Source organism: Bacillus sp. FSL K6-3458 (assembly GCF_038005045.1).
Lineage (GTDB): Bacteria > Bacillota > Bacilli > Bacillales > Bacillaceae > Bacillus > Bacillus altitudinis.
Window position 1 is genome coordinate 683,123 of the sequence record NZ_JBBOSI010000001.1, and the last position, 18,447, is coordinate 701,569.

Annotated in this window: 18 protein-coding genes; 10 read left to right on the plus strand and 8 right to left on the minus strand. The window is 41.2% G+C overall.

The genetic code is table 11. From position 1 onward, the window contains the following. Window positions 1–3: 3 nt before the first annotated feature. Window positions 4–849, minus strand: coding sequence for a transporter substrate-binding domain-containing protein (locus tag MHH23_RS03585; protein ID WP_234805312.1), 846 nt, complete (start codon window positions 847–849; stop codon window positions 4–6). A 218-nt stretch (window positions 850–1,067) separates the two neighbouring features. Here MHH23_RS03585 and MHH23_RS03590 point away from each other — a divergent pair, with 218 nt between their 5' ends. Then, on the plus strand, window positions 1,068–2,459 hold the full coding sequence (locus MHH23_RS03590) for an MFS transporter (protein WP_035389771.1): 1,392 nt from the start codon (window positions 1,068–1,070) through the stop codon (window positions 2,457–2,459). A gap of 33 nt (window positions 2,460–2,492) precedes the next feature. Here the strand turns inward: MHH23_RS03590 and MHH23_RS03595 are convergent, their stop codons facing one another. From MHH23_RS03595 to MHH23_RS03605, 3 genes are all read right to left on the minus strand, one after another. Next, a complete protein-coding gene (locus MHH23_RS03595) occupies window positions 2,493–3,092 on the minus strand; it encodes an undecaprenyl-diphosphatase (RefSeq protein ID WP_008343330.1) in 600 nt (199 codons plus the stop codon). A 109-nt stretch (window positions 3,093–3,201) separates the two neighbouring features. Further along, a complete protein-coding gene (locus MHH23_RS03600; RefSeq protein WP_007497577.1) occupies window positions 3,202–4,389 on the minus strand; it encodes an MFS transporter in 1,188 nt (395 codons plus the stop codon). Window positions 4,390–4,404: 15 nt separating this feature from the next. Continuing rightward, complete coding sequence (locus MHH23_RS03605; protein ID WP_008343328.1) at window positions 4,405–4,818, minus strand: MarR family winged helix-turn-helix transcriptional regulator; 414 nt, start codon at window positions 4,816–4,818, stop codon at window positions 4,405–4,407. A 347-nt stretch (window positions 4,819–5,165) separates the two neighbouring features. Between MHH23_RS03605 and spoIIID the strand changes: the two genes are divergently transcribed. From spoIIID to MHH23_RS03625, 4 genes are all read left to right on the plus strand, one after another. Continuing rightward, window positions 5,166–5,444 (plus strand): sporulation transcriptional regulator SpoIIID, encoded by a 279-nt coding sequence (gene spoIIID / locus MHH23_RS03610; RefSeq protein ID WP_008343327.1) that lies wholly within the window; start codon window positions 5,166–5,168, stop codon window positions 5,442–5,444. 185 nt (window positions 5,445–5,629) lie between these two features. Beyond that, window positions 5,630–6,631, plus strand: coding sequence for a cell shape-determining protein Mbl (gene mbl, locus MHH23_RS03615; protein ID WP_007497573.1), 1,002 nt, complete (start codon window positions 5,630–5,632; stop codon window positions 6,629–6,631). Between the two features lie 134 nt (window positions 6,632–6,765). Beyond that, window positions 6,766–7,605 (plus strand): flagellar hook-basal body protein, encoded by an 840-nt coding sequence (locus tag MHH23_RS03620; protein ID WP_017360018.1) that lies wholly within the window; start codon window positions 6,766–6,768, stop codon window positions 7,603–7,605. 30 nt (window positions 7,606–7,635) lie between these two features. Next, window positions 7,636–8,454: a flagellar hook-basal body protein gene (locus MHH23_RS03625; RefSeq protein ID WP_007497568.1), complete on the plus strand. Its 819-nt coding sequence runs from the start codon at window positions 7,636–7,638 to the stop codon at window positions 8,452–8,454. 14 nt (window positions 8,455–8,468) lie between these two features. On the opposite strand, the gene MHH23_RS03630 is transcribed toward MHH23_RS03625, so the two are convergent. Continuing rightward, window positions 8,469–9,524, minus strand: coding sequence for a tetratricopeptide repeat protein (locus MHH23_RS03630; RefSeq protein ID WP_113766902.1), 1,056 nt, complete (start codon window positions 9,522–9,524; stop codon window positions 8,469–8,471). Window positions 9,525–9,743: 219 nt separating this feature from the next. Between MHH23_RS03630 and fabZ the strand changes: the two genes are divergently transcribed. Both fabZ and mscL read left to right on the plus strand, forming a co-directional pair. Further along, window positions 9,744–10,178, plus strand: coding sequence for a 3-hydroxyacyl-ACP dehydratase FabZ (gene fabZ / locus MHH23_RS03635; protein ID WP_024718731.1), 435 nt, complete (start codon window positions 9,744–9,746; stop codon window positions 10,176–10,178). A 126-nt stretch (window positions 10,179–10,304) separates the two neighbouring features. After that, window positions 10,305–10,700: a large conductance mechanosensitive channel protein MscL gene (gene mscL, locus MHH23_RS03640; protein WP_007497563.1), complete on the plus strand. Its 396-nt coding sequence runs from the start codon at window positions 10,305–10,307 to the stop codon at window positions 10,698–10,700. A gap of 223 nt (window positions 10,701–10,923) precedes the next feature. Here mscL and MHH23_RS03645 read toward each other — a convergent pair whose 3' ends face one another. Beyond that, a complete protein-coding gene (locus tag MHH23_RS03645) occupies window positions 10,924–11,334 on the minus strand; it encodes a YwpF-like family protein (RefSeq protein WP_003215215.1) in 411 nt (136 codons plus the stop codon). 117 nt (window positions 11,335–11,451) lie between these two features. Here MHH23_RS03645 and MHH23_RS03650 point away from each other — a divergent pair, with 117 nt between their 5' ends. From MHH23_RS03650 to MHH23_RS03660, 3 genes are all read left to right on the plus strand, one after another. Further along, the gene (locus MHH23_RS03650) at window positions 11,452–11,808 is read left to right on the plus strand and encodes a hypothetical protein (RefSeq protein WP_008343305.1); all 357 of its coding nucleotides are present in this window, start codon (window positions 11,452–11,454) and stop codon (window positions 11,806–11,808) included. Window positions 11,809–12,199: 391 nt separating this feature from the next. Further along, on the plus strand, window positions 12,200–13,060 hold the full coding sequence (locus tag MHH23_RS03655; RefSeq protein WP_222128250.1) for a Cof-type HAD-IIB family hydrolase: 861 nt from the start codon (window positions 12,200–12,202) through the stop codon (window positions 13,058–13,060). 153 nt (window positions 13,061–13,213) lie between these two features. Then, window positions 13,214–14,002, plus strand: a complete 789-nt coding sequence (locus MHH23_RS03660) for an STAS domain-containing protein (RefSeq protein ID WP_019743575.1) — start codon at window positions 13,214–13,216, stop codon at window positions 14,000–14,002. Between the two features lie 72 nt (window positions 14,003–14,074). Here the strand turns inward: MHH23_RS03660 and MHH23_RS03665 are convergent, their stop codons facing one another. Further along, window positions 14,075–16,852 (minus strand): DEAD/DEAH box helicase, encoded by a 2,778-nt coding sequence (locus MHH23_RS03665; RefSeq protein ID WP_340958915.1) that lies wholly within the window; start codon window positions 16,850–16,852, stop codon window positions 14,075–14,077. Continuing rightward, a complete protein-coding gene (locus MHH23_RS03670; RefSeq protein WP_268430475.1) occupies window positions 16,839–18,446 on the minus strand; it encodes an SWIM zinc finger family protein in 1,608 nt (535 codons plus the stop codon). The genes MHH23_RS03665 and MHH23_RS03670 overlap by 14 nt, the downstream gene beginning before the upstream one ends. Between the last annotated feature and the right edge of the window lies 1 nt (window position 18,447).

An 18,447-nucleotide genomic window follows, 5' to 3' on the forward strand; every position in this document is an offset into this window, starting at 1 on the left:
GTTTTAATCCTGTTTGACGGTAATATCTTCGTCAAAATACTTTTCGCTAATTTGTCTTAATGTTCCGTCTTTTTTGAGTGCATCAATCGCATCGTTGATTTCTTTTATGAGCTCTTTATTGTCTTTAGAGACAGCAATTGCTTGCTCACTTTGCCCGAGTCTTTCTTGTGCTTCAATTTTTAGTTTTTTCTTCATGGCTTCTGCCCCTGTGGCAAAATCAGTGACGACCGCATCGTGTTTGCCATTGGCTAGTGCTTCTAAAGCGACAACATCACTGTCGTAATATTTCGGTTCCTGACCGCTATGTTCTTTGGCAATATCCGCATAAGACGAACCTTTAGAGACAGCGATTTCTTTGTTTTTTAAGTCATCTGCACTGTGAATATCTGCGCCGGGTCTTGTGAAGATTTGCGGACCGGAGTAGTAATACGGTTGAGAAAAAAGGACGTGTTTTTTTCGTTCCTCGTTGATGGTATGACTTGCAACGGCGGCATCAAATTTACCTGCTTTGACGCCTTCGACGATGCCTGCGAATTTATATTTTTTCTGTACAGGCTCTAGGCCCATCTTGTCACTAATCGCATTGCCGACATCAATATCAAAGCCGGACATCTGGTTTCCATCCATGTAACTGAATGGGTGGAATTCACCTGATGCTGCAAAAATAAATTTCCCATCCTCCAAAATCGGCGACCCTTTCGCTGTAGAATTACGTTTATCTCCGTTCCCATTTGTTTCATTTGAACCACACGAAGACAGAAGTAATACTGCAACCGAGAAAAGGGCTGGGACCCAAAACCGTCTTTTTTTAATAATAAGCTTCTCCTCCTTTTCAGCCGTTCTCCGTATAAGGAGAAAGTAGGCTTTTCAATATGTGTAGCATCTTACCATTTGTTCCTCATATTCTCAATTTTATATGCGCTTTTCCAACACTTGCCCTTTTTAAAATGTATGTCTTGCTTTTCGGAGAGAGAACTTGAATTGATCAGGGTAAAAAAGGGAAATGAATCTCATAATAACGAGGAGATAGACAAAGAACGTGTATGTCAAAAGAAGGGGGCGGGTGTATGATCAAATGGAAAAACAACCGAAAAGTCTTTTTAACGGCGATTGCTTTTGGAACGATGTTAAATCCATTGAATTCCTCAATGATTTCTTTAGCCTTGCATCAAATTCAGCATGAGTTCGGTTTGTCGTTTACGACGGTATCTTGGCTCATTTCAACCTTTTATTTGGCCAGCGCGGTCACGCAGCCGGTGAGTGGACGAATTGGAGATCATGTGATGAGCCGAAGAACCTTATTTTTATTTGGACTAGTTCTAGTGGCAGTCTCGGCCATTTGTGCGCCGTTTGCCCCGACTTTTGCGGTGCTGATTGTGATCCGGCTTCTTCAGGCGATTGGAAGCAGTGCGATCTATCCTTCAGGTGTTGGACTGATTCGGGATCATGTGAAGGAACGACAAGCTTCTGCTTTAGCGGTATTGTCCATCTTTGCTTCAGCGATGACAGCACTCGGGCCGACACTTGGCGGGTTTTTGATGACGATCGGCAGCTGGCCGGCGATCTTTTTAGTGAATCTGCCATTCATATTGATCAGTTTTTTTCTAGGCCTTTCCTTGTTTCCTAAGGAGAAGAAGAAAAAATTGCGTATCGGAGACACTGTCCGAAAGCTTGATTTGCCAGGGATGTTTCTATTTACAGTTTGTATTGTCCTTTTGCTTTCTTTTTTATTATCACTATCTGATGGTATTCAGTATGTACAGGGCATTCTCTGTCTTGTGAGTGCGGGTGCTTTTATATGGTGGGAATATCAGGTGGATGAGCCATTTATCCAAATTCGGATGTTCAGGCAGGAGAAACGGCTTTCGCTTGTGTATGTGCAATTTATCATTTTGAATATTTTCTTCTATTGTCTCTTTTTTGGCTTGCCAAGTTATTTTCAGGATGAATTGGGCTGGCGTGTGGAGATGACAGGTCTCTTTATGCTTTGCATGTCTGGCGTGAGCATAATGGTCTCGCCGCTGACTGGCAAGTGGGTAGATCGCGGCGATGAACGGCATCCTGTTTTGGCAAGTGCTGTGCTGATGCTGGCCGGTGCTTCCGCAATGACTTTCTTTTTTATACCTGCGCCATTCTGGGGGAAAGGACTGGTTCTTGCTTTGCTTGGACTCAGTTACGGGATTGGAAATGTTGCGCTTCAAGCTGCGATGTTAAAAGCGAGCCCTCAACAAATGATTGGCACGACCTCTGGGCTTTTTCAAACATGCAGGTACCTTGGTTCCATTCTGTCATCTGCCGTGCTTGGCATGCTGTTTGGTGAGGAAATTGCAGGTTCTCATTTTGAACAATTAGGCTGGACATTAATCATGATTTCCCTTGTTGGCATTAGCGTCAGCCTTTATTTTTCGAGTATGGTCAGAGGAAAACAAACAATGAAAAAAGCGGCTGGGATAAAGTAGAAGAGAGGTCTTCCATACTTTATCGCAAGCCGCTTAAGAGTTGGACAGGTCTGATCCTTGGTCCTTTTGCTTCCTTCTGAAAATTTTGCCCACAATGTTCTCGTAAAATGTCACGATACGGTCAATTGGAGAGTCAAAGAACTTCCATAATTTATTCATGATAAAGACAACCACAATCGATACGATCAAGCTGCCTAATACATCAAATGGATAATGATGACCGACCCAGATGCGGGAGAACCCTGTCAGTAATCCAAAAACAAGCAAAATATTGCCGAGTTTTTTATTACGGGATCGAATGGCTAGTGAAAGAGCCAGTGCACCTGTTGTGTGGTCACTTGGGAAGGAAGCGTCTGCTGAGTGCGGGATGAGTGTGTCGACTTTGTGCGCCACAAACGGCCGCTCTTCATAATAAAACAGCGTAATGGCAAAATTGACGATGAGTGCCACGATGCCTGTTACACCAGAAAAGAAGACATGCTTCTTAAATTTGTGATTACCTAAAAACCAGCAAATCAATAAGACGAGGGCATATACGAGAATGGCCTTTTTCGTAATGAAAATCATGGCCTGATCTAAAAACTCAGAATGATGAGCCATCCCGTGTATGACTTTAAACAATTCGTAATTCAAAACATCACCTATACTTTCGCTTAACGCCAACTATTTTTCAAAAGACCTATCTGTTCATTTGAAATATCCTATATTTTAGCATGTTTTCAGTGAAGTTTAAAACAGTATCCTATTCTGATAGGGAAACCTTTTGTGCTTTTGCTTCTTGCGGTTTTCGTTCGCTCCAATAAAAAACACCCATGCTGAGTAACACGACAACGCCAGCAATGAGATATACATTTGAAAAATCTGTGAAGCTGACAAGCAGTCCGAAGACAAAGGATCCAGCGGCAATCCCCGTATCATATAGGGTAAAGAAAGTTGCTGTGGCGTAGCCTGTACGGTGTGCTGGTGAGTGCTGTATCGCAAGTGTTTGTAGACATGGCACCAAAGAGCCGTAGCCAAGACCGATGACAGCGCCGGATAAAAGAAGCATGGTGGCTGTTTGGGTAGCGGTCAGCATCCATAAACCAATCGCAAAGAGAGCAATCGATGGATAGATCACAATATGAGGCCCGACTCTGTCAAACAGTCTGCCTGTAAATGGACGTGATCCAAGCATTGCAGCTGCAAAAACAATGAAGAAATAACTGCTTGCACCCATCAGGTTCAGGGAATTGGCATAGACTGAAATAAATGAAATGATCGGCGAGTAACAGAAGGAGATAATGATTCCAACTGCTGCCGTTTTTAAAGCACCTTTTTCAAACAGATGAGAAAAAGTGAATCGAAAGATGACACTTCCGCCGTTTTCAGGCTCTGGCTGTCTAATCAGCATCGTGAAAGCTGCACCGATAGAGACGATGATCGAAAAGAGAAGAAATAAAGAATGGAATCCTACTTTTCCGACTTGATTCAGTGCGATAAACGGACCGATAACCACAGCGAGGTTCATTGACATCACAAAGTATCCAAGACCCTCTCCTCGTTTATGTTTCGGAATCATATCAGCAGCAATGGCACTTGCTACGGTTGTCAAAATGCTGAAGAAGATGCCTTGCACGAAACGCAGCATGAGAAGTGTTTGGAATTGATCAATTGGAATGTATAAATAAGTGAGCAGGGCAAAAGCTGTTGAAGAAAAAATCGCCATGCGTTTCTTGCCGAATTTCTCAATAATGGCCCCTGAAAATGGCCTTGTCACAATTGCTGATAATAAGAAGACCGTCACAAGGAGGCCGCCCTGTGATTCTGTTCCATTTAATTCATCCATTGTGTAAATGGGGAGTAGTGTCAAAAGGGCATAAAAAGAGGTGAATGTAAATAAATTCACCAGGACAATCATGATAAAGTCTTTTGTCCAAATGCGTTCGTTCATGGTGTATGTCACTTCCTATTCAGTTGATAATTTGTGTAAAAGTGTATGGAGGAGTTGTTTTTCTTCGTAGGTAAAATCTGAAAGACATTCTTCTTCAAATTGTTCCATCGTCTGTTTGATTTTTTGAAACTTTGCTTTTGCATCGTCTGTCATGACGATGAGATTCTCACGTTTGTCTTTTCCTTGGACTCGTTTCACCCAGCCGTTTGCTTCTAGACGCGTCACGGTTCTGGTAATCGTCGGTGCTTCGACGTTCAAATAGGTCCAAATGTCTTTTTGCGTTTTAGGACCGAATGTATCCAAACAAAAAAGTACAGTCCACTGGGACATGTACAAGTCATAAGCAGCAAGCGCTTCGTTCGCTTTTTTAGACAGCAGCCGCGCGCTTTGATGTATTTGATGTAAACACTCTCTGTTTAACGTATCCATAGGCTCACCTTTATTCATTATTTATCTAGGTAAATAAAATCACCTTTCCTATTTTACGTGTTACACCGATGCTTGTAAAGTGAAAATTTTCGCCACTCGAAATGATTTTTTGTTTTGTCTTTTCTGATAAATCCCTTGTCCCATCTTCATTTTTAGCATATTCCCTATGCAATGCTAATACACTGTTACAAACCTGACAAAGAGAGTGTTTGAGGTGAGGGATCGTGTTTGGCATTTACTACCTAATGGATGAGAAATTAAGACGAACAAGCGCCGCTGAAAATGGATAATATTGATACGGATCTCATTTCACACTTCTCACATCCATTTTAGGGAGGTCGAGTGGTGTGCACGATTACATCAAAGAGCGAACAATCAAGATAGGAAAGTATATCGTGGAGACAAAGAAAACCGTTCGTGTAATTGCGAAAGAATTTGGAGTCTCTAAAAGTACTGTACACAAGGATCTAACAGAAAGACTGCCAGAAATTAATCCAGATCTGGCTAACGAAGTGAAGGAGATACTGGATTATCATAAATCAATCCGCCACCTGCGAGGGGGAGAAGCCACAAAGTTAAAGTATAAAAAAGAAGAAATTTTAGAAGGTGAGCCTGTAAAACAGTAAGCTTTAGTTCTTTGTTCATAAACATGATATATATATCTTCCTCTTATCGGTAGTTTCTAACCACAAATTTTGTAAAGACTTTTGTAAAGAAATATCTTTTTTTCTGCAAATTATGATAGAATATATAATTAGGGCAGAATGTGGTATTTGCTATGGAAACAGATTTTCAAGGAGGATATATATAGATGTTTGCTAGGGATATTGGAATTGATCTTGGTACTGCAAATGTACTGATTCATGTCAAAGGAAAAGGAATTGTGTTAAATGAACCATCTGTTGTCGCTCTTGATAAAAACAGTGGGAAAGTATTAGCTGTTGGAGAAGAAGCGAGACGTATGGTTGGACGTACGCCTGGGAATATTGTTGCGATTCGTCCATTAAAAGATGGCGTAATTGCTGATTTTGAAGTAACTGAAGCGATGCTCAAGCATTTTATTAACAAATTGAATGTGAAAGGGCTGTTCTCTAAGCCGCGTATGCTCATCTGCTGCCCGACAAACATTACATCTGTTGAGCAGAAGGCAATCAAAGAAGCTGCTGAAAAAAGCGGCGGGAAGCATGTATTTCTTGAAGAAGAGCCAAAAGTAGCAGCAATTGGTGCTGGTATGGATATTTTTCAGCCAAGTGGAAACATGGTCGTAGATATTGGAGGCGGAACGACAGATATCGCTGTCATCTCGATGGGTGACATTGTAACCGCCTCTTCTATTAAAATGGCTGGAGACAAATTTGACCTGGAAATTCTAAACTACATTAAAAAAGAGTACAAGCTGTTGATCGGTGAGCGAACTGCAGAGGACATTAAGATCCAAGTTGCAACGGTATTCCCAGACGCACGTCACGAAGAGATCTCGATTCGTGGACGAGACATGGTGACAGGATTACCAAGAACGATTACCGTCACAAGCAAAGAAGTAGAAGAAGCATTACGTGAATCTGTATCTGCCATTGTTCAGGCTGCGAAACAAGTTCTTGAAAGAACACCACCTGAATTATCAGCTGATATCATTGACCGCGGCGTCATCATTACTGGTGGCGGAGCGCTTCTAAACGGGCTTGATCAATTGCTTGCAGAAGAGCTGAAAGTACCAGTTTTCGTTGCAGAAAATCCAATGGATTGTGTAGCAGTTGGTACTGGCGTGATGCTTGATAATATGGACAAGCTGCCAAAGCGTAAACTCAGCTAATGATTTCCCTCATTCTTTTTAGAAAGAATGGGGGATTTTTATTAAAGAAGCCTGCCAATATGCCGATATATTTCATAGAAGATTGTGTACTGATGATTTTAGGTCATGTGAAAGAATTTGAATGAGGTGAGCACGTGTTAAAAGGACTATACACCGCAACATCTGCCATGATCGCTCAAGAGCGGCGGACAGAAATGCTTTCAAATAATATCGCAAATGCGAATACTCCAGGCTATAAAGCAGATGAAGGGGCCATGCGCGCATTTCCAGAAATGCTGCTAAGCCGAATGGAATCAGGACGTTTCCAAACATCTTCAGGCAAAGGCTTTAGTATCCCACAGCAAACGGCGATTGGCGGAATTAATACGGGAACATACATGCAGGAATTGATTCCTCAATTTACACAAGGAACATTAAAAACAACGGATCAAACAACTGATATCGCATTAGTAGAAAATAATGTACCCATCAACCCGGAGACAAATCAAAAGTCAGCGCTTTTTTATGCTGTGAATACACCAGAAGGCGTTCGTTATACGAAAAGCAGTTCCATTACATTGAATGATCAAAATCAGTTGACGATCAATGGACGTGCCCTTCTTTCTGTGACGGGTCAGCCGATTACCGTTCAAAGTGAGAATTTCAAAGTGAACGCAGATGGAACCGTGAGTGAAAACGGACAAAACCTTGGACAAATTGATGTACGTGTTGCAATGGATACAAGAAACCTTGCGCGTGAAGGAAATGATTTATACCGTACAGCTGATAACCAGCCTCTTCCAAGTGCGGTCAATAACGGTCAAATGTCCTATACATTAAGCCAAGGTGTATCAGAGCTGTCGAACGTTGATGTGACGAAATCATATACAGAAATGACAACAGCCTACCGCGCATTTGAAACAAACCAAAAAGTGGTTCAGGCATATGATAAAAGTTTAGAAAAAGCAGTGAATGAAATCGGAAGAGTGTATTAATAAAGAAATGAAAGAGAGAGGAGGATTCTCATGCTTAGAACGATGATCAATGCAGCTGTGTCAATGAACGAGGTGCAAAAGCAGCTTGATATCATTAGTAATAACATCGCAAACAGTGAAACAACAGGGTATCGCGCGAAAAACACCCGTTTTTCAGAGCTGGTCAGACAACAGTTTAATCAGGTAGATGAAAAAAATGAGCAGGTGGCAAACAGTCGTCTGACACCTGCTGGTTTAAGGCTTGGAACTGGAACGATGGTCAATGCATCCATTAACTCATTGCAAGGGTCTATTAAAGAAACAGGCCGTGACCTTGATGTTGCATTTGGTGCGCCATCTCAGTATTTGCAGGTCAATGCTGGCGGTAACATCCGGTATACAAGAGATGGCTCTCTTTATTTACAGCCAGGAAATAATCGGAATCAAGTCCAGCTGGTGACAAGCGAAGGCCATCCGATTCTTGACGAAAACGGGAATGAGATTGTCTTAAATGCGAATTTCCGTGATATTTCTATCGATAAAAATGGCCGGCTTACAGCTATTTCTCGAGGCAATCAACCGAATCAGCAGGTGAATCTTGGGGTTGTTCAAGTGAATAATTCTTCAGCACTCATCTCTGAAGGAGAAAATTTGTTCTCAGTCGACGGCAACTATCAAGGCGCTTTAACGGCACTGAATGGGGCAAACCGTCAGGCCATTCAACTTCAGCAAGGTGCACTTGAAACGTCGAATGTGGACATGTCTAAAGAATTAACAGACCTCATGACAACACAGCGTTCGTATCAGATGAACTCAAGAACCATTACGATGGGCGATCAAATGCTAGGACTCATTAATACCATTCGATAATGAGCAGGCGGATGTCAGCCTCTCATGATAAAAAAGGCGGCTCGCTCAAAGTCGCCCTTTTTTTTATAAAAATCTGAGACATCTGCAAGCAGATCTTCAAGATCAATCCAGGCTTCTTTTCGTTCAAGACATGTGACGAGTGTAGCAATCTGTTCATCTGCCTTGGGCGCTTGGCTGTAGAGAAGGAATAAAATTTGGAACTTGATTCTTAATAGATCAAATTGGGCATCAACGGCTTCTTTTAGCCCTTTTTGAATATACTTCATTCCTTCATCAGTTAAATTCTCTTTAAAGCAGGAACGCACAGTTTCATAGAGACACGATACATAGGAGTGGGCAGATTTCCGGTATGCTGGGAGCCGAAGCGCTTTTTTAAAGTATTCTAGTGCTTCCTTATGACGATTCTGTCTCGACTTGATAAAACCAGCGTCATAATACACGATACCAAGCAGTTCTTGGTCATCAATCATTTTCACGTATTCGATAATTTCAATCAAAATAGCTTCTGCTTCTTCATATTTTTTTTGATCACTAAAGTTAAGGGCGAGCACAATTTTGCACCGATAAATGCTGTGGATATCCCCGTGCTTTGCAAAGATATCCATGGCTTTTTCAACATGTCGAATGGATAACAGTGAATAGCGGTTGTTATAATAAACACCACTTGTACGGAAATGAAACTCCGCTTCCTCTAGCTCATCGTCTAGCAGGGGCAGTTTTTCTTCTGCTTTTTCTAGATAATGAATGGCATCATTTTGATCGCTCTTTAAAGATTCGTATAAACCGAGAAAAAAGTAAAAATAATATTGCAGTTGATCATTCATTTGATCTTTGTGGAGCATGAGTTCATGCTTCAGTTTTTCTAAGTCTTCTGTTTGGTTCATCCAGAGCTGGTGCCGAAAAAGCATAAGCTGATAATGTAAATGAAGCTCCTGTTTCTTTGACAATCTACGTTTATATTTGGTTAAGGACGTTTTGATCTCTTCAGCCTTCGAAAAATGTCGATGTTTTAGCATTGTATACCACGAATGGAGAAGTTTTTTAATGGATTTATCGCTTATAAAATTCATTTTTACCCTCTTATTCAATCAATGATGTAATATATATTACCATATTTGTGAAAAAACGATGAGTGTAGAGTGGATTATATTTCATGACAATAGGTAATGATAGATTCTATTTTTTACCATAAATGTTGGCTGAACATTGAAAAATGACTGCATTCATAATATACTTCAATAGGAATCAAATGAAGATTAGCGATATAGAAAAGAAGGAGAGATCAAGACATGCTTGATGCTCAGCAAATTCAAGACATTATTCCACACCGTTATCCATTTTTATTGGTTGACCGTATTTTAGAAGTTGATGGTGAGAAAAGAGCGGTTGGAATCAAAAATGTCACAGTAAATGAAGAATTTTTTAATGGCCATTTCCCAGGATACCCCGTCATGCCGGGTGTGCTTATTGTAGAAGCGCTTGCTCAAGTTTTTGGGGTCATCATGTTAGGTAAAGAAGAGAACAAAGGGAAAATTGGTTTGTTTGCAGGGATTGACAGCTGCCGATTCAAAAGACAGGTCAAGCCAGGCGATCAGCTACGTTTAGAGGTTGAAATCACACGTCTTCGCGGTCCAGTTGCCAAAGGAAAAGCAGTTGCAACAGTAGATGGCGAAGTGGCATGTGAAGCAGAACTGACATTTTCTATCGGTCCGAAAGTATCGTAATGTGTCTGACGGTTCATCTTGTATGAACCGTTTTTTATATGGAAACATTCATCCAGAGCGGATGAGGACTTGCTTTTTTGACAAAAAAACGTCATATTAGACAAAAAAAGATGAAGGTGATAAAGAATGCTGAAAGAATTTAGAGAGTTTGCCGTCAAGGGGAATGTGATTGACCTGGCTGTCGGTGTCATCATCGGGGGAGCATTTGGCAAAATTGTCACTTCTCTTGTGAATGATTTAATTATGCCGCTTGTTGGTATTATTGTTGGGGGGCATGATTTTAGTGGATTGTCTATTAAAATCGGTTCTGCTCAAATTTTGTATGGAAGTTTCATTCAAACAGTGGTCGACTTCTTGATTATCTCCTTTTCCATTTTTATCTTTATTCGTTATTTAAATAAATTAAAACGGAAAAAGGTAGAGGAAGAGGAAGTGGTTGAAACGCCAGATCAAACGGAAGTGTTGTTAACCGAAATTAGAGATTTATTGAAAAATCAAAGCCAATCGAAAGATGTGCAATAGAAAAAGAGCGGCTCATCCCGCTCTCAGCGTGTAGACAAACCCTCGCATTCTTTGTCAGGGCTGTGCTCCGGTGCTCACGAATATTAAATTCGCTCTGCTCCGGTGCTCGCCCTTCCTAGACTTCAAAGGTTTTCTATCACGCTGAAAAGGAAGACAAAGGGCTAAAATAAAGTTCATTTTAGCCCTTTGTCAACCATCTAAGAGCGGCTCATCCCGCTCTTTTTTATGTGTTCTGTTTAAAAGCATCCAGCAGTTTTTCTCCTGATAGCCCCTCTTTGACGAGGTCTTTTAATACTTCTTCGGTTTCTGTTCTGTAACGATTTGTGATCATTTTACCGTCGAGTAATACAGATATGTTTTCTTCTAAGGCAACGATGTTTTTGACTTGGACCGATAGATGAACAGGGCGGTTGTTTTCTTTTGTAATCGTCACGAGAATCTTTACTTCTGTATGCTGCTGAAAGAGCACCTCAAACACTTGTCTATGCTTCTTTGGAATCAGTGCCTCGATCATCCAGTGATTTTCGCCATCTTCTTTATTAATGATTAAGCCGTCACGAAGGGGAATGCTGGACATTTTATCTTGCTTTGGATCAAGTTCGATTTTTAAATCAATCAGCCTAAAGGTTTTCATATTTATCACCTCACAAGCGTTCATTATTCGTAAGTATCATTATAGCATACAACATCTGTATAAATGAAACCGCTGCCTACTCAGAACTAGCTGCATATAAGTGAAAGGAGATGTTTTATGGAGTCCTATCAACTTCGAAACATACATATTGGTGAGGAAAAGGAAAGCAATGTGAGGGTCTATACATGGGGAGACATTCTCTCATTTTGTGACGTGTATATGGAAGAAGGGGAGTCCCTCACTTTTCAATATGTGACAGACGATCAAATGGACTGTTTTGAATTTCAATTGTCAATTCATGATGGAAGGCTTTGTTTTTATTGGTTTGCGTGGGACGGGTCTGACTATATTCACATGCCTTCTAGTAATTGGATTCATTCAGATGTTTTTTATCAATTTATGAAAAATAAGTATTTCGTCAAACAAAATAAGATGATGTTTTATACGCAAGCGGTAAAAAGTAAAAATGATTGAGGAAATAAAGAATTTGAAGAACGATTTTGTCATTTTCGTTTTTTGTCTCTTGTGCTATTTCTCAGTAGACTAGGGTTAGCTGAAAGGAAAGGAGGCAAAAGGCAAAGGTCTAGCATCTCGTGGCCCTCCTCTAGCTATAGCTGATAGACTTTGCCTTGTACACATATTCACTGCGTAATAGTAGAACCAAGGTTTCTTTGTATCAGTCATGTGTCCCCTGTGAATCCCCTTATGCGTATCCGGTCATGTAACGTGACCGGGTACACTTATATTCATTGATAAGCCGATCATCCCTTGCAAATAGTGGATACTCATTTCATAATGATGATGGATTTGATAAACGGAAGGTCAACTGAAAATGCAGGCAAAAAAGGAGAGACCGATGACAAACATTCAATTAATCGCAACGGATTTAGACGGAACTTTATTGAACAGTGAGCACAAAGTGAGTCAGGAAAACGAGCAAGCGTTAAAGGAAGCAGCGGCGAGTGGGATTGAGGTTGTCGTTTCAACAGGAAGAGCGTATTTTGATGTGAAATCTATTTTTGATCAGCTTGGGATGAATACGTGGGTCATCAGTGCAAATGGAGCTGTGATTCATGATCCAGAAGGTCAGGTATATCATTCGACTGTTCTAGAAGAAGAAAAAGCAAAACACATCTTATCATGGCTTGAAGAGCGTGATTATTACTATGAAGTGTTTACGAATGAAGCCATTTACACACCAAACCGCGGCAGAGAGCTGCTGGCGATAGAAATGGACCGCTTAAAGAGTGCAAATCCAGAAACGGATCAGCGTGTTCTTGAGAAAGCGGCTGAAGTTCAATACAGCCAGTCTGGTTTTGCTTATATTGATACATATCAAGAATTGTTTCGTGAGGATCAGAATCTTTCGTTTTATAACATCTTAGGTTTCTCATTTTTTCAAGACAGATTGAAAGCCGGATGGGATGCGTTTGGACATGATTCTGAATTAACATTGGTTAGTTCGGCTGATCATAATTTTGAAATTGGAGCAAAGGAAGCGTCGAAAGGGCAGGCGTTAACCAGGCTGGCAGAAAAGCTCGGTATTCCATTAAGCCGAACAGCGGCTGTAGGAGACAGTTTAAATGATGAATCGATGATTCGGGCAGCTGGGGTTGGAATTGCAATGGGGAATGCGAGAAAGGATATAAAAGAATTAGCTGATCACGTCACGTTAACAAATGATGAACATGGTGTGGCACATATGATTCAACATCTTTTGAAATAATTGAATCGTATGTATTTGTATAAATGACATAGGATGAAGCGCATTCTACAAAAGAGGAATTCAGAACTACTTCTATTTACACCCGCTATGGAACATCATATAATTTAATTATGAATATAACCCGCTTGTAAGGAAGTTAAGGAGAGTAAACGAATGGCGCTGGAATCTTATAAGTCCGACAATCTGCATTTAATCAAGGAAGCCTTAGACTATACTCAGGTTGGCCTGACGGTGACGGACCCGTCTTTACCTGATAATCCTTTAATATATGTGAACAAGGGCTTTTTAGATATGACAGGCTATCAAGAAACCGAAGTATTAGGAAAGAACTGTCGTTTCCTTCAAGGAGATGAAACTGAACAGATTGCTCTCAAACAAATTAGGACAGCCATTGAAAACAAAGAGGCTGTCACTGTACAGTTGAAAAACTATAAAAAATCTGGTCAAATGTTTTGGAACGAGTTAAGTGTGGCGCCTTTATGGATTGATGAAAATGAAGGGAAACGCCTTTATTTCGTTGGTCTGCAAAAGGATGTTACGAAAGAGAAGGAACAGCAAGAGCTTCTTGAGCAATCCATTGATGAAGTATTGAATATTTCTGTCCCGATTGTTCCGGTGAAGGATGGTATTTCTGTCCTGCCGATCATAGGTACGTTAACAGCGCCAAGATTTGATAAAATCATCTCAACAGTCTCCACTTATATCTCTCAATCCAAAGACGATTACTTTATTGTGGATCTGTCTGGTCTATTAGAAGTGGATTCATTTGTGGCGGATGCGATCTTTAAGCTAAACGATCTGATTTTAATGACTGGCACAGAACTGATCGTGACAGGTATTAAACCAAATCTTGCGATGAAAATGGGAGAAATGAGAGAGGACTTCCGTGAGTTGAATACGTATATGAATGTGAAATCTGCATTGAAAAAGCTGCAAATTTAAGCATTCCTTTAGATGAGATTAAAAAAAGAGGACTTTTCATCAAGTTTGAGAAAAGTCCTCTTTTTGCTATCATTACGATGATTGAGCGGCTGCACTTAACGTGAATAAATCTTCTAGTTCATTCGTTGACAGCTCTGTAATCCAGCTTTCACTTTGGATAATTTGATCATTTAACGTTTGTTTTGTTTCGAGCATTTGATCAATTTTTTCCTCTATCGTGCCGGTTGTGATCATCTTATGGACGTGAACAAACCGCTTTTGCCCGATGCGGTAAGCACGGTCTGTTGCTTGGTTTTCTACAGCAGGATTCCACCATCTATCGTAGTGAATGACATGATTGGCGGCGGTTAAGTTTAGTCCGGTTCCTCCTGCTTTTAAAGAAAGAATTAAGATGTTGAACTCTTTTTTCTGGAAACGTTCCACCATTTTGTCCCGATCATGTTTTGATAAGCTCCCATTTAAAAATTGAACTGGTTCTCCAAACATCTTTTCGGCGAGCTGTTTGATCATGTTGCCCATTTCAATATACTGCGTAAAAATGAGACAGCTTTCTCCTTGTTCGTGTATGGCTTTTAACAGCTCTGCTAATTTATCCATTTTTAATGAACGCTTCAACAATTTCACATCTGTTCCGCTCTCTTTTAAATAAAGAGCAGGGTGATCGCAAATTTGTTTGAGTCTGCCAAGCATACTTAAAATGATGGCTTTCCGTTGCATCCCTGTTAATGAGGCCATATGTTCGAATGTATCTTTGACCAGCTGTTCATATAAAGATGCCTGCTCTGCGGATAACGGGATGAATTCTTTTTCTTCTAGTTTCTCTGGCAGATTGAGTGCGACTTCTTCATCTTGTTTTGTTCGTCTTAATAAGAATGGCTTGATCAGCTGCTGTAGCTGTTGGATTCTTTTTTCTTCACGATCTTTTTCAATCGGAAGGACGAACTTTTTATGAAAATTGGTCAGGCTGCCGAGATATCCTTTGTTCACGAAGTCGAAAATAGACCAAAGCTCTGTCAAGCGGTTCTCCATCGGTGTCCCGCTGAGGGCAATGTGGTGCTGTCCTTTTAATTGCCTAATGGCTCTCGATTGTTTCGTATGGGCATTTTTAATGTTCTGGGCTTCGTCTAAGCAAATGGTATTCCATTTGGCTGCTGTTAATTCATCACGGTCAGAATGTGAGAGACCATACGAAGTGAGGACGATATCTGTTGATTCGTACGCTTTTGTAAAGTTCTCACCTTGTGGACGTGACGGTCCATAATGCAGAGCGACATTCAAATGTGGTGCGAATGTTTCAAGCTCTCTTTGCCAGTTCCCTAATACGGAAGTCGGTGCAATGATGAGAGATGGAGCGGCGTCTTGTTGATGCTCCTTCAAATAGGTGAAATAAGCGATCATTTGAATCGTTTTTCCAAGTCCCATATCATCTGCTAAACAAGCCCCGAATCCATGAGACCTTAAGAACAGAAGCCAGTTGACACCGTGCTGCTGATACGGGCGCAGTGTGCCCTTAAAGGACTCACTCATCTCATAGGATGGCAGCTCTTGTGTATCATTTAACTGATGAACAAGTCCTCGTAGTTGAGACGAAAGTTCAAATTGAATATGGGCAAAGGCCGAACTGTCTAGCAACTCAGGAATCGACTCAGAGGAGGCCTCTTGGTCTGCGAGTTCACGTGATAAAATATCCGACATATGAAGTCCTTCGTTCTCAGCGCGCTCCATCCATTTCTTCATTTGCTGGATAAAGGTCGGGTCGATTTTAATCCATTGTCCACGAATGTTGACAAGACGACGTTTACTTTGAACAAGCTCGTTGAACTCATCTTCTGTCAGCTCAATCCCGTTTGTGGCAAAGCGCCAATTAAAGTCCATAAGGGCATCCATTCCAACGTGCGATTCGCCTCGTGGTGTGGAGGAAATCCGTGCTTTTAGCATCATGGTGCTTTCTTTGACGATCTGCCACCATGATGGGAGCAGGATCTCAATCCCCATGTTCACAAGTGTTTCACTCGCTTCAGATAGGAAGAGCCACGCTTCTTCTTCTGACATGAGGGTGGTACCAGATGTAAATGAGAGCCAAGGGACAATCTGACCGAACCGCTCCAGCTCTCTGGTGATTTTTTCTTGAAACGGACGCCATGATTTTTTTAAAGAACGGATGCCTTCAAAGAAATGCAGATCACTGTTTTTCTTATCACGCAAAAACAATTCAATTTTCCAATCATCCCCGTCGAAATCAGGCTCATTTAAACGCAAGCCGACAGTGAAAGGCGTCTCATCATCGATCCAGCCGATCGTTTCCAAGAAATCCTGTTCATCTAAAAAATGTCCCTGGAAGGAGGAAAGAGCAGGCGATTGTGCAGTCATTCGGTTCCATTTGTGCTGCAAGGCATCATCATATTGAATGTAATCCTGTACGGCAAAGGAGAACCAATCAGCTGTGTAGCCATCTAACAGGCCTTCTTTGTCTTTAAAGCGAAGCATGCCTTTTGTCCATGCCTCGAAATCTGGGACAAAATCTTCATCCTCGATGAATTCGTAAATGGTTGAGGCTGTTTTCATAAGCGGCTCTGTTTCATCCGTTAACGTCACATGGCTGAAAGTATTGAATGAATTTTTCCCTAGCAATTCAACGGTCATCCAAGGACTTAACAGGAAGGCAGGTGTGCCAATAAAGCTCACATCTTCTAAGAATGTTCCGTAAAAAGATGATTCGTGCCATTGGAAAAGCTGCCTCTTCATTTCATTTAGCGGTACAGGCTGTCCGTCCTCTGCTTGCGCTGAAATGGTGAAAGAGAAATCTTCGGTTTGTTCTGCATGAATGACAATTTGTTTATGGCGTGTCATCAATTAATTTTCCTTTCTTCATTTCCTCTTGGAACGCACGCAGCCGTTTTGTTGAATCTTGCAGCTGCTGTACATATCTTTCCCACACCGCGTTTTTTTTCGTTTTATGATAAAGCGTACGCAGTTTTTTGAGCATTTTCACAGATTCCCGGTAAGCACTTCGATTCTTTTGATCGAGAAGCAGTGAGATTTCCCGGTGGTACGAAGGAATGAGTGCTTCAGGCTCTTCCTTTGCAATCTGTTTGATCAGTTCTTTCTCCAATTCACTGATAGAGAAACCAACAAGGCTGTGTATTTCAATCCATTCTGCATAGCGTTCTTGTGCATATAAGAGCTGACTATATTCAGTAAATGCATAAGGCATACAGATTTGGAGATAGCGTTCATACAAGAAATGATCTTTCGTCTGTTTAAAGTACGCGTCTAAATAAAAGAAGAAATCGCTGACGGCTCCACGCAGTTCTCTATAAGATAGGTCAAGCTGGCAATATTCTTCTAATACATATGTGATCTCTTGATACCAAAGTTTGAGACGCTTCCAGTCCTTGCGGTTTGTGAGATCCTTAAGCCAATTGAGCACATTCGGCAGCATATCTGCATTGAGCAATTTTAATTGCTGGAAGAGTCTTTCGTCTTCTTTTAGCAAATAATCCATATGCATCATCCCAATAGTTCGCTCAACCGTTTGTTCCTGCTGTTGGGCGCTCTTGAGTAATTCTGTTTCTTTTTTGACCCATTTCCCTCTATTTAATATAGTTCCCCACATCTCCATAAAGACCGCAACTCGTTCATGCTGGAAAGGTCCGCTGATTTGAAGAAGTGTCCGAACGGCAGTTGGTGTGTTTTCAAGAAACGGATCGAGGGAAAAGGAAAGGGCGTATGTCCTCAAATGATCCACTGAATCAAAAATGGTGTTCATGAGCTGTTCTACATATGGATTCATCGAATAAAAGTCTTTTTCGGCATCAAGACGGCCGAGATCGATTAGCTCATGGAGCCTTAACCACACATCGATGGACGTATGAATCGCATACAAACTCTTGAATTCAGGTGAAGTGGGTGCGTGTTTTTTCAGGATCGATAAATAGCCGTAATACAAATGCTGTGGCGTTTGCTGGTGCTTCGGTGTCCGTTTCAGCCAGAGGTGAAATTCCTCCTGGAAAAAATTCAGCCAGCTCTGAAGTGATTGTTCATCTGGGCGCTTCACTTGGAAGTGCTGACGAATGAGTTCTTTGCTGCGCTGTAATTCATCCTTCTCTGACCAATTTTCTGTAAAGCCGGTCACACTCTCTACTTGAGCGTATAGCGAAAAGAAGACAGCGAGGATGTGTTTACATAGTCCATCAGCTGGACATGAACAGCTGCTTCTCACTGGAAACAGCACATGAAGGTGGACTCTTGCTGCCACGACATCATGTACATAAGCTGACCATTCGGTATCAGACTCTTGCTTGAGCCGATATACGCTGTCCTGTCTATAAGTAATCAATGCTTTTTTGATGAGTTGCTTGTTTTCATCTGTTGAAGGAAGAAGTTCTTTGATCTGTTCGGCTGTTTGTTTGATTTCTTCTTCGTTGATGTTGTGCTGAAGCATT